The organism is Halomonas sp. MS1 (assembly GCF_024182575.1).
GTDB lineage: Bacteria > Pseudomonadota > Gammaproteobacteria > Pseudomonadales > Halomonadaceae > Vreelandella.
In genome coordinates this window covers 2,226,439-2,238,358 of the sequence record NZ_CP098926.1, presented here as the reverse complement: position 1 = coordinate 2,238,358, position 11,920 = coordinate 2,226,439, and the positions used below count along the sequence as shown (strand labels likewise).

12 protein-coding genes are annotated in these 11,920 nt (G+C 55.2%); 7 read left to right on the top strand and 5 right to left on the bottom strand.

All coding sequences use genetic code 11. From position 1 onward, the window contains the following. Window positions 1-51: 51 nt before the first annotated feature. Genes NF683_RS10175 through NF683_RS10165 form a run of 3 tightly spaced genes read left to right on the top strand, consistent with a single transcriptional unit; the run spans window position 52 to window position 3,333 of the window. Window positions 52-1,566, top strand: a complete 1,515-nt coding sequence (locus NF683_RS10175) for an ABC transporter substrate-binding protein (protein ID WP_253921834.1) — start codon at window positions 52-54, stop codon at window positions 1,564-1,566. Window positions 1,567-1,579: 13 nt separating this feature from the next. Then, window positions 1,580-2,629 (top strand): ABC transporter permease, encoded by a 1,050-nt coding sequence (locus NF683_RS10170; protein WP_253921833.1) that lies wholly within the window; start codon window positions 1,580-1,582, stop codon window positions 2,627-2,629. An 11-nt stretch (window positions 2,630-2,640) separates the two neighbouring features. Beyond that, window positions 2,641-3,333, top strand: coding sequence for an ABC transporter permease subunit (locus NF683_RS10165; RefSeq protein WP_253921832.1), 693 nt, complete (start codon window positions 2,641-2,643; stop codon window positions 3,331-3,333). 102 nt (window positions 3,334-3,435) lie between these two features. Here the strand turns inward: NF683_RS10165 and bfr are convergent, their stop codons facing one another. The 5 genes from bfr to lptF all read right to left on the bottom strand — a co-directional run bounded on the left by bfr (window position 3,436) and on the right by lptF (window position 7,123). Next, window positions 3,436-3,921 carry a bacterioferritin gene (bfr, locus tag NF683_RS10160; RefSeq protein ID WP_089039189.1) on the bottom strand — a complete coding sequence of 162 codons (486 nt, stop codon included), beginning with the start codon at window positions 3,919-3,921 and terminating at the stop codon, window positions 3,436-3,438. A gap of 154 nt (window positions 3,922-4,075) precedes the next feature. Further along, window positions 4,076-4,282 (bottom strand): (2Fe-2S)-binding protein, encoded by a 207-nt coding sequence (locus NF683_RS10155; RefSeq protein WP_083001105.1) that lies wholly within the window; start codon window positions 4,280-4,282, stop codon window positions 4,076-4,078. Window positions 4,283-4,440: 158 nt separating this feature from the next. Then, entirely contained in the window at window positions 4,441-4,845 is a 405-nt protein-coding gene (locus tag NF683_RS10150) for an RDD family protein (RefSeq protein ID WP_226912679.1), read from the bottom strand. A gap of 118 nt (window positions 4,846-4,963) precedes the next feature. Continuing rightward, window positions 4,964-6,028 (bottom strand): LPS export ABC transporter permease LptG, encoded by a 1,065-nt coding sequence (lptG, locus tag NF683_RS10145; protein WP_089039191.1) that lies wholly within the window; start codon window positions 6,026-6,028, stop codon window positions 4,964-4,966. Between the two features lie 15 nt (window positions 6,029-6,043). Then, complete coding sequence (gene lptF, locus NF683_RS10140; protein WP_089039192.1) at window positions 6,044-7,123, bottom strand: LPS export ABC transporter permease LptF; 1,080 nt, start codon at window positions 7,121-7,123, stop codon at window positions 6,044-6,046. A gap of 163 nt (window positions 7,124-7,286) precedes the next feature. Here lptF and NF683_RS10135 point away from each other — a divergent pair, with 163 nt between their 5' ends. The 4 genes from NF683_RS10135 to NF683_RS10120 all read left to right on the top strand — a co-directional run bounded on the left by NF683_RS10135 (window position 7,287) and on the right by NF683_RS10120 (window position 11,910). After that, window positions 7,287-8,807, top strand: a complete 1,521-nt coding sequence (locus NF683_RS10135) for a leucyl aminopeptidase (protein WP_089039193.1) — start codon at window positions 7,287-7,289, stop codon at window positions 8,805-8,807. Window positions 8,808-8,959: 152 nt separating this feature from the next. Then, the gene (locus tag NF683_RS10130) at window positions 8,960-10,081 is read left to right on the top strand and encodes a branched-chain amino acid aminotransferase (protein WP_089039194.1); all 1,122 of its coding nucleotides are present in this window, start codon (window positions 8,960-8,962) and stop codon (window positions 10,079-10,081) included. Between the two features lie 95 nt (window positions 10,082-10,176). Continuing rightward, window positions 10,177-10,608: a DNA polymerase III subunit chi gene (locus tag NF683_RS10125; protein ID WP_083001094.1), complete on the top strand. Its 432-nt coding sequence runs from the start codon at window positions 10,177-10,179 to the stop codon at window positions 10,606-10,608. 81 nt (window positions 10,609-10,689) lie between these two features. Beyond that, window positions 10,690-11,910 carry an MFS transporter gene (locus NF683_RS10120; RefSeq protein WP_089039195.1) on the top strand — a complete coding sequence of 407 codons (1,221 nt, stop codon included), beginning with the start codon at window positions 10,690-10,692 and terminating at the stop codon, window positions 11,908-11,910. Window positions 11,911-11,920 lie beyond the last annotated feature (10 nt).

Here is an 11,920-nt window from a genome sequence, read left to right as displayed (position 1 = left end):
ATTTTTTCTACCCGTTTTTCCTGCCCGTCACTTCAAACTGGAGTTTTTACGATGTTACCCCGTCCGCTGCGCCTTTCCCTGCCTATTGCCCTTGCCGCCCCGTTACTGCTGGCCGGTTGTTTTGATGAACAGCGTGACACCACATCTTCAGAGGCCGGTGAACGAATCAGCCTAGCGATGCTGCAGCCACCTCGCTCGGGATTAACGCCACTTTCCGATGATGCTTTCAAACTGTCGCGCTGGAGCACGGCGGAAACGCTCATTCGGTTGGATGCCAGCAGCGACCCACTGCCATTTCTGGCCACCGAGTGGGAGCAGCTCGATGGCCATACATGGCGGTTCGTGATTCGCGATGGGGTCAGCTTTCATGATGGCACGACACTGACCGTTAGCGACGTAGTGAACGCTCTCACTGCGGCCACCCAAGCCGCCCCGAAACCACGCATTTTAGATGGCGTGAACATGACCATCGAAGCCGATGGTAATAACGCGGTGATTGTGCGCACCGAAACCAATGACCCGCTGATTCCCAACCGCCTATCAAGCCCCCAGCTGGCGATTTTAGCCGCCAGCGCCTATGGCGAGGATGGCCGGGTTAACCCCATCAAAGCAGGTACCGGCCCGTTCGTATTAACAGAGATCAACGGTACTAGCAGCGCCCATCTGGATCGCTTTGATGACTACTGGGGCGAGCCCGCCAAAGTGGCCGGTATTGATGCTGATTATGTCCCCGACGGCACCGCTCGAGCGGCAGCCTTGAGAACCGGCGCGGCCGATGTGGTTGAAGCGATTCCAGTGTCTCAGGTGGCGCTGCTTGACCCTGAGCTAGTTCACGAAGTGCCCATGCCGCGCACCAATACGCTTTACCTGAATACCGAATCAGGCCCAATGACCGACCCCGGCCTGCGCGCAGCCGTTCGTGACGCAATAGACCGCTCCGCTATAGTGAATACCGTTTACGAAGGGCGCGCGGATATCGCTGAAGGGTTGCTCGGCCCGGCACTAGCGTGGGCAAGCGACTACCGCACCCCGCTTGAAGATCGCACTGCACCCACCGAGCCAAACGGCACTGACATCACCCTGGCGACGTTTACTGACCGCGCCGAGCTGCCCGAAGTGGCTGTCCTGCTTGAACAGCAGCTGACCCGTGCGGGCTTTAACGTGAACCAAGAAGTGCGTGAGTACGCGCATATAGAAGCAGACGCCTTAGCCGGTGAGTTTGACGCCTTTATTCTTTCGCGTGCCACCGTCCTCGATTCAGGCGACCCGGTGGCCTATATGTTCAGCGACTTCGCTTGTGCGGGCTCTTTCAACATCGCCCAGCTATGTGACCCCGCCGTCGATGAAGCGTTAGCCAATGCCGCCATGCTGCCCACCGGAAGTGAGCGTCGTCAGGCAATTATCGAGGCGGAAGCGGCTATTTTACGCACCGATGCGGCTATTCCGATGCTCCACGAGCGCGTTATCCAGGGCGAGGCGGCGCGGATCTCGAACGCCGAGCGCGACCCCCGCGAACGTGCGCTGATCACTGAGCAGACAACCATCAACACCGACAGTGACTCCTAAGGGTGCGCCACGCATGACAACCGCAATACCGCTGCGCCTATGGCGCAGCTTGCGTATCACGCCCTTTATTCCGCTGCTCTCACGTTTGGTTACACTAGCCGGTGTGGTGGTGCTGGTAGGATTATTGCCGTGGTTATCCAGCCGGGACCCTGCACTGAGCATTTTGCGGGCACGCTCTGCCGAGCAGGAAGCCACCCCCGAAGCCTTAGCAGCCATTCGTGCTCAGTTAGGCCTGGATCTTGGCCCCTTCGAGAAGCTGCAGAGCTGGCTGACGGGCCTGCTGCATGGCGATGCAGGCAATTCCTGGATCTCCGGCGCACCCGTGCTACCGGGTATGTTAAAGAGCGCCCAGGTATCACTGACGCTAATGACCTTTGGCATGCTGGTAGCGATGGTTACCACTACGCTGATCTGTACCCCCGTGGTACGGCGTGGCTTGCGAGGTCAAGTTAGCCGTTCTTCCGGCACCATTGGTGCAGCTCTGACGGCTCTGCCTGAGTTTCTACTCGCCTCACTACTGCTAGTCGTGTTTGCAGCATGGCTAAACTGGCTACCGCCTTACGGCTGGCGAGGTTTTAGTTATGCCCTATTGCCCGCCTTTGCGCTGGGCCTTCCGGCAGGCGGTCTGTTGGGCCGCTTGTTTAGCGATGGCCTTGCTGCCACCTTCAGCGAGCGCTGGGTCGCTACCTGGAACGTAGCAGGCTTTTCACGCAGCCGAATTGTCATGGCCGCACTGCGACGCACCTTACCCAGCCTGATGCCTCAGGTCGGCATGGTGATGGTGGGTCTGACGGGCGGAGCCATTGCCGTCGAACAGGTATTCTCTATTCCAGGCCTGGGTCGAGCAACGCTTGGCGCAGCATCGGCCCAGGACCTTCCCGCGCTACAAACTGGCATTCTGATTCTGCTGATTATCGCCATTATATTAGGCAGCTTGGCCAATATTGGTCGCGTGCTGTTACTGGGCCGTGCTTTTCTCTGCCCGTGGCGCATAGCGAGCCACCTATTCCACGCAGGGCATGGGTCGTACCCACCATCGCGATGTTGCTACTCTTTGTGCTAATCGTAGCGGGGATGGGACGTGATCCGTTTAGCTCCGCGTTTATGCGCTTAGAGTCACCAAGCTTTGCGTTACCATTAGGCGCCGACGGCACTGGGCGCGATATTTTGGCGCGAGTAGCTCACGGAGCGCTGTCCACCATGGGCATGGCAACGGTCGTCGTATTCTTTTCGCTAGTAATAGGGCTACTGATTGGACTAGCCCCCAAGCTAGCCACGGGCCCTATTGAAATCACCAAAGCAACGCCACCCACCATTGCAGGGTTGATTGTCGCGGGGCTAATAGGGCCAAGTGCTAGCGGCGCGATCATTGCGGTAACAGCCGTCGCTTGGGCTCCGCTTGCAGCGCACACAGCGGCACTGGTGGCGGAAGTGAAAGCCCAGCCCCACGTTCGCATTACGCCAATGCTAGGCGTGGGTCATTTCCGCTTAATGAGCCGCTACATCTTACCGGCAGTGCTTGGCCCAGTGTTTCGCCACGCCATGCTGCGCTTACCTGGCGTGGCGCTGGCCTTGGCAGCACTTGGTTTTCTCGGCCTGGGGCCACGCCCACCTTCACCAGAGTGGGGGTTAATCCTTGCCGAAGGTATGCCCTATATTGAGCGAGCGCCCTGGGCGGTGCTGATTCCCGCATTAGCACTGATTTTGCTATCGGTACTGGCGGTGTCACTTTCAAACCTGATGGGTTTAAGCAAACTATCTCGCTAGCAGTATCCAAGCTCAAAAATAGAAGGCCTAAACAGCCAAAAAAACGGGCAGCCACATGGCTGCCCGTTTTGCTGATTGACGCTTTAATTAAATTAACAAGCGTTACTCTTCGTCAGTCGCCAACTGCATATGTTTTTGTAGGTAATTTTGAATACCTACTTTATCGATCAGACCAAGCTGCGTTTCGATATGATCAATATGACTTTCTTCATCGGCAAGCAGGTCACGCAGTAGATCGCGCGTTACATAATCCTTAACGCTTTCACAGTAGGTAATTGCTTCGATGTAGTCTTTACGGCCGTCGTGCTCGATTTTCAAATCACTTTCGAGCATTTCTTTTACATTTTCGCCGATATGTAGTTTGCCTAGATCCTGCAGGTTAGGAATGCCTTCAAGGAACAAAATACGCTCGATTAGTTTATCGGCGTGTTGCATTTCTTCAATGGACTCATCGTATTCCCACTTGGCAAGCTCTTTAAAGCCCCAGTCTTTGTACATTTTGGCATGCAAAAAATACTGGTTGATGGCTACCAGTTCATTGCCGAGGGCGATATTGAGATGCTGAATAACCTTGGGATCACCTTTCATGACGTCACCTTTCTTAGTGTGCGATTACGCTAACTAGAGAGTATAGGCCATAAATAGGCTTACTCCCAACGATGCTGGGAGTATATAGGAAATGACTAAAAATTCAAAAGAATCATATAGTTGCTAACGATAAATCTAACAATAGTGATTCGCGTCACACAGCGTAAGCGAGACTCATATCCGCTTCGCAACGAGCCTCCTGAACCGCTTCACGGGTTAGCGATTTAGCAAAACAAGCGCATTTTCCGCACTGGGTTCCGCAACCTGTGGCCTCGCGTACTTCTCGCCAACTGCGCGCTCCATCGCTAACGTGCTGGCGAATCTGATGGTCGGTTACTCCCTTGCACACGCAAACGTACATGGCAACACCTCATAAAGATCATGAGATGAATGTAAATGATTCGCATACATCTTTTCAAGTAGAAATAGATGCTTTTTGGTAGCCATTCGTCTTAATAAAAATGAGCCATATGATAACGCCTTGTCATAGCAATATTTTTAGCAAAGCAGGCGGTAAAATTATTTTTTCGGTAGCACCACGGTTTGCGTATTCGAGGCGATATCTGGCCAGCTTCTGCGCTGTCGATCAAACAAAACCCACCAGTAACCAATGCCAAACGCGGCCAGGGAAAGCCAGGCTGTCACACAGCGAACGAGACTTTGCTTAAGTGTAATCGCATGACCATCGGTGGTTTGCACCCGCAGCCGCCATGCCTGCATCCCTAAGGTCATGCCGCCACGCCGCCACGAATAGACAAAGAATAGCGTGACAAAGAACAGCAACATCAGCCTAAGGCTCCAGATATCAAATTGAGTTGTGCCTATCTCGTCAGCCTGCTGCCCCAGCACAAAGCGAAAAAAAGCCAGATGAGCCACCGTCACCGCGAGCCAAATGGCTGTGACCAAAAATCCGTCGTACAGCATCGCGCCTAAACGGCGGCTTAACCCAGCAGGCCAAACGCTATCTAGTTGGGTAAAGCGCCGGGGGTTCGTCACCTTGCTCGTCACTATGCTCATCCTCATTCACGTATCGCCGCCGCAACTAGCCGTTGCGGTGTAAGAAATAAATACCTACCGCCGCACAGGCAAGAGTTGGCACCAACACCGCCCACACAGGCGAAAAACCAAAGATGGTTGATGCTGGTGCCAGCAGGTCTTGTACATACTTAAATACAAGGCCGGTCACCACGCCATAAAACACTCGCGTACCTGCGGCCACCGTGCGCAGTGGGCCAAACACAAAGGAAGCGGCGATTAATACCAGTGATCCCATCGTTAGTGGCATCAGCACCTTTTGCCAGAAATAGAGCAGCGGTTGGTCAGCTTGGAGGTTTTGACTTTGCAAAAAGTTAGCGTACGCCCACAGTTCACTGGGCGCTTGGCTCTCGACATCACGCAGCAAGCGTTCCAATTGAGTGGGCGTTAACGCAGTATCCCAACCTGCATATTGCTGATACTCCGACTCTGTATGATCATCAAAAATATGCGTAGTGGTAACGCCTTCCAACTGCCATGCGCCTTCCTCCCAATGCGCGCGATTCGCATGGGTAGCCTCAATTAGCCGACGCTCATCAAAACGATAGCGGGTTAAATCCAGCACCACGTTATCCGCACGAATAGCGCCAAAGCGATACACACTTTCTCCTTCAAACTGCCAACCACTTCGGCTAGTTAGCAGCGCCCCTTCCCCCTGGCGCTGTTCTAAACGCCATGCCTCGGCAAATTGCTCCGTACGGGGAGATACAAATTCGGCGACCAGCAGTACCACCACGACCACTAATAGCACCGGTTTCATGACACCCCAGACAATCCGCGCAAGCGACCGGCCAGCGGCACGCATCACCGTTAACTCGTTGCTGGATGCCATGCTCCCCATGCCAATCAGCGCGCCAATCAACACTGCCACCGGAGCGTATTGATAAAATCGCCAAGGCAGACGCATGCCCAGATAAATCAACACGTCTAACGCGGTATAGTTACCTTGGGTGTCGCCTAAATCACCGATATAGGCGATGGTGATGTCCAAGCCAAGCAGGACGAACTGGACGACAATGATGGCCGCCAACACATTGCGGGCAATATAACGATCAAGACGATCAGCAAGCATGAATTAGCCCCTTCATTAGCGCATTCCTTTACGTTGCGAGTGCCATAGCAGCAGGCAGCCAAGCGCCAAAAACAGCCCGTGTACCGGCCAAACCCCCAGCGCAACTTCCAGCGCGCCCTTACCGACCGCATCCACCGCAGCCAATAGCAGGCTCAAATAAGCGACGTAAAGAAAAACGGCAGGCAGTAGTTTGGCAAACCGCCCCTGACGAGGGTTTACTCTGGAAAGCGGCTGGGCTAGCAATGCCAAAACAAACACCATTAGCGGTAACCCCGCTCGCCACTGAAATTGCGCTTGGGCACGAGGACTGGGGTCGTTCCATAGTTCAGTCGTGGTCGCGTACTCTAAAGCATCCAGCTCTTGTCGATTCCGACTCAAGCCCAGGCGTAATGTGTAGCGTTCAAACGTTAACCGCTCGGCAGCTTGTTTCCCTGGCGTTACGCCATAGCGCTCGCCATCCTCCAGCACTAGAAAACGGCTGCCAGTTTCCATACTGGTTTCTTGATAACCAGAACCCGCCCGGGTCACGTAGCTATGGGTCTTTTCCGCCCCAGCCACAGGCTGCTCATGAACCAGCACTTCCTGCATTTCAGTGCCATCGCTGCTGAAATCGCTGATGTAAGCGGTACGTCCTCCACCGAAATCCTGGAAACGCCCAGGTGCCAGTACTGACACATCCAATCGACTGCGCTGCTCTTCAAGCGTGGCCTCAGTTTGTAACGCGCCCGCAGGTGTTAGCCACAAACTACACAGCCCCACCAGTACTGCCACGACCGAAGCAGGCAGCAGCGTTACTCGCAACAGCCGCATAGGGCTCATACCACACGCGACCATCACGGTAATTTCACTGTTCATATAAAGCTGACCATAGGCCAGCAATATTCCCAGGAAAAAAGATAGCGGTAGAATCAGCTCCATAAATCCTGGCAGGTGAAAAACCATCAGGCTGCCTAAGATAGTGACCGGAATGTCACCCTCTGCCGCATCAGAGAAATAGCGAATAAAACGGCTGCCCATGATGACCAGTAGCAAAATTCCCGCCACCGCTGACATCGTAAGTAATACTTCGCGAGTTAAGTACCGAAATAAAATCAACGCACTCTCCGGCTAGTAGCGCAGGTTGCAATGCAATGCGCCCATGGCTTGGGTACACTAATCAAACTGCTATCAAAAACCTGTTATCAAAAACCGATTATCAAAAACCCAAGTAACGGGGCATTATCCCGAATCACTCGATGCTTGTCTTGTTGGAGACGTCATGGAATTTTCCGTTCAGACCGCGAACCCAGCCAAAGCCGAAACGGCTTGCCTCGTTTTGCCTGTCTTTAAAGGTAGCGACCTATTGCCCGCCGTCGCCAAATTAGATGATGCGAGCGAACGGCTAATTGGCCAGCTGCTTGACCGTGGCGACTTTGATGCCTCGCTGGGCAATGTGCAGCTAGTTCCCTTTGCGCCGGGCCTGGGCGCCGAACGTTTATTGCTTGTTGGCCTAGGCGAACGTGCCAAATGCCAGGAAGCGGCGTTTATCAAAGCCTTAGACGCTGCCATGGCAGCGTTGACCAAGCTGCCAATTGACGAAGCTAGCGCTACCTTTACCGACGTTCCTCTAGAAGATCGCGACACTGCTTGGAAAGCCCGTAAAACACTCGAAGCGGCGGAACGCGCTGTTTATCGCTTTGACCAGTTCAAATCATCACCCACAAAAGCTCCCAGCCTGACCAAGCTGGATCTGATTGTCAGCGATGCCGACGAAGCACCGATGGCCAAACAAGGTGCAGCACTGGGCACCGCCATTGGCCAGGGTATCAACGTTACTCGTACCTTGGGCAACTTGCCGGGTAATGTCTGCACACCTCGTTATCTTGCCGAGCAAGCCGAGCAGCTAGGCCGTGATTCCCAAGGCGCCCTTGAGGTTGAAATCTTAGATGAAGAGGCGCTGGAAGCGCTGGGCGCTGGCTCACTGCTGTCTGTTGGGCGCGGTAGCCAAGAGCCGACTCGCCTGATCGTGATGAAATACCAGGGTGCGGAAAATCCTGAAGAAGCGCCCCATGTGCTCGTGGGCAAAGGCATCACCTTCGATACCGGTGGTATCTCGTTGAAGCCCGGCGAAGGCATGGATGAAATGAAGTTCGACATGGGCGGTGCGGCGAGCGTATTCGGCACCGTAAAAGCAGTGCTCGCCATTAAGCCCAAGCTAAATGTGGTGTTTATTGTTGCCGCTGCTGAAAACATGCCTGACGGCGCAGCCACCAAGCCCGGCGACATTATCAAAACCCTGAAAGGCTTGACGGTTGAAGTGCTCAACACCGATGCCGAAGGCCGTTTGGTGCTGTGCGATGCGCTTACCTACGCAGAGCGCTTTACCCCGGCTAGCGTGGTTGATATTGCCACCCTCACTGGCGCGGTCATTATCGGCCTTGGCCATCACGCAACGGGGCTGCTTTCCAACGATGATGATCTGGCACTCGACCTGCTGGACGCTGGCGAAGCGGCTTGGGATCGTGCTTGGCATCTGCCTCTTTGGGATGAATATCAGGAACAGCTAGATTCCAACTTCGCCGACTTGGCCAATATTGGTGGCCGCCCGGCAGGCACCATTACCGCAGCGTGTTTCCTGTCGCGCTTTGCCGATCACTTCCCCTGGGCGCATTTGGATATCGCTGGCACCGCCTGGCACTCTGGCAAGCAGAAAGGCGCTACCGGCCGCCCGGTTGGGCTACTAACCCAGTACTTGCTTGATCGTGAGGCCGATGCACAAGTAGAAAATAGCGACGGCTAACATCACAATCAGACGATCAACAGTTGCCATTCGTTGACGTAAACGTTACATCTAAGGGCATTAGCGTGCGTGCTGTTTTCAGGTCGCACGCTACACCATATAAACACTAACACTTGCCCTTCGGGGCCAAGCTATAGCGGAGAGAAGACGCCGTGCCCACAGCTTCAGATACCCAACTTGAATCACATTTTGAAATACTGCCGTCCAACCAACCGATGGCCGATGAGATTCGTGACAGCATTCTGCAAAACCCAGGTTTTGGTAAGTATTTCACTGACCATATGGCTCACGTCCGCTGGACAGTCGACGCCGGCTGGCACGGCCACCAAGTACGCCCTTATGGTCCATTAACCCTCGACCCAGCGGCCTCGGTGTTGCACTACGGCCAGGAAATTTTCGAAGGGGTTAAAGCTTACCGCCACGCCGATGGCTCCATCTGGACGTTCCGCCCAGAGAAAAACGCCGAGCGTTTTCGCCGCAGCGCCCGCCGATTAGCGTTGCCGGAGCTTTCCGATGAAGATTTCATCGGTTCACTGAAAGCACTGCTGGCCCAAGACCATGCCTGGGTACCCACACCTTCCAGCGATACCGACGAGTGCAGCCTCTATCTGCGCCCGTTTATGATTGCTTCGGAAGCTTTCTTAGGCGTACGTGCGGCTCACGAAGTCGATTACTACGTGATTGCCTCCCCTGCAGCGGCCTACTTCAAAGGTGGCCTTAAACCAGTTTCCATTTGGCTCTCTTCCCACTACAAGCGCGCGGCCCCCGGCGGTACCGGCTTTGCCAAGTGTGGCGGTAACTACGCGGCATCGTTGGCAGCGCAACAAGAAGCCACGGCCAATGGTTGCGGCCAAGTTGCGTTTTTGGATGCTGCCGAAAACAAGTGGCTCGAAGAGCTGGGCGGCATGAACCTGTTCTTCGTCTATAAGGACGGGCGTCTGGTAACGCCTCGACTAACCGATACCATTCTGGAAGGCGTGACCCGCAACTCCGTGCTTACCCTGGCAAAAGAGGCTGGTTTAACACCGGAAGAGCGCGCCATCAGCATTGATGAATGGCGCGAAGGTGCAGCGTCTGGCGAGATTACCGAAGTGTTTGCCTGCGGCACCGCAGCGGTTATCACCCCGATTGGCGAACTGGTTACTGAAAACGAGCGCATTCGCTTACAGGGCGATGGCAGCAACGACATTGCCATGCGCCTGCGCAAAAAACTGCTCGACATACAGTATGGCCACAGCGAAGACAAACACGGCTGGCTCACCCGGTTGGTATAAAACAGCCGGAGTAAATCGGCTGGTATGACCCAGAGCTTCGCCGCCGCACAGCGGAGGCGAAGCTTTTAAGCGTGTTAACACCGCTGGAGCCTTTGATGGCACGTATCGATTTTTATATCCTTCCTGACACTACCCTGGAAGCGCGCCTCCAGTTTGCTTGCAAGCTAGCCGAAACCATCCATCGCAAAGGCTATCGGTTGCATCTGCACTGCGAAGATAAAGCCCTGGCCGAACAGGCCGATGAGGCCCTTTGGCAGTTCCGTGAAGATGCCTACCTACCCCACGCGCTGGAAGACAGCGACATGGCCGCCAGCGTGCCGATTACGCTTGGTTGGCAGCAACTCCCCGTGCCAACGCAAGAAACCGCACTACTGAACTTGCACCCTGACATTCCCGACGGCGTGGAGCGCTACGCCCGCATTGCCGAAATTATCAATCAGCACCAACAAGTACTGGTCGCCAAACGCGCCTGCTGGCAGCGCTATAAAGAAATGGGTCATGAAGTGGTGCCGCATAAGTTGGGGTAACCTTTTTACCATCTGGCCACTGATGCATAGCCACTTACACTAGCGCCATACATAACAACAACTCAGCGGAAGAGTCACCCAATGCGCTTTCCCACTCGGCTTGCATCCACCCAATCTTCCCATGCTTTTTTAGCGCGCGCCCCATTAGCGGTGATTGTCATTGCCCAGCTGTTTGGAACATCGCTCTGGTTCAGCGTTAACGGCGTTGGGCTGGCGCTTCAACAAGCCGTTGGTTTGAGTGAAAGTGACCTGGGGCTGCTCACCATTGCGGTACAAGCAGGCTTTATTACCGGCACGCTGTTGATTGCTACCACCGGCCTTGCCGACCGCGTACGTGCCAGCCACTTGTTTGCTATCTCGGCGATAGCAGGCGCGCTGATTAACGCCGCGTTTATTGGCGTGGCCGAGAGCGTCAGCTTGGCGGTAGCAGCACGCTTTTTGGTCGGGCTTTGTCTTGCCGGTATTTATCCGCTCGGTATGAAATTGGTGGTGAGCTGGACACCCAACAACGCAGGCGCGGCGCTGGGCTGGCTGGTCGGCATGCTGACACTGGGCATTGCTTCTCCGCATCTACTGCGCGGGTTAACGCTGCACTTGCCATGGCAGTGGCCGCTGTTGCTGGCCTCTGCCCTGGCACTGCTCGCCGCACTGATGATTTTTAAACTAGGCGTGGGGCCACATCTGCCCGCCAAAGCCAGCGGCGGACGCCCTTGGGCGGGACTGGCTGCCTTCAAGCAAAAACACTTCCGCGCTGCGGCGCTGGGCTACTTTGGCCACTGCTGGGAGCTATACGCCCTGTGGGCGCTGGTACCTTTTTTAGTTGCTAGAGAGCTGGAACGCCTAAACGCAGCGCCGGGCCTTCAGCCATGGCTAAGTTTTGCGGTGATTGCGTTGGGCCTGCCTGGCTGCGTATGGGCTGGCCGCTGGAGCCGCCGAGTGGGCAGCGCGCGAGTGGCCTTTGTGGCGCTAGCGACCTCCGGCACGCTTTGTTTGCTCTATCCGCTATTAGACAGCACATCACCCTGGCTACTGCTAACCCTGTTAGGGATTTGGGGCATTAGCGTGATTGCCGATTCCGCGCAGTTTTCCGCGCTGGCGTCAGCCGCCGCCCCACCCGAGCGCCTCGGCGCGGCACTTGCCATGATGAATGCTATTGGTTTTGGCCTAACGATTCCTTCTATTGCCCTAGTCACTGCCCTGTGGGCCAGCCAAGGTCCCTGGGTAATCTGGTGGCTACTGCCCGGCCCAGTGCTTGGATTAATCGCCATGCGTGGTTTGCATGTTCGTACCACACACCCCTGACGCCAAGGGG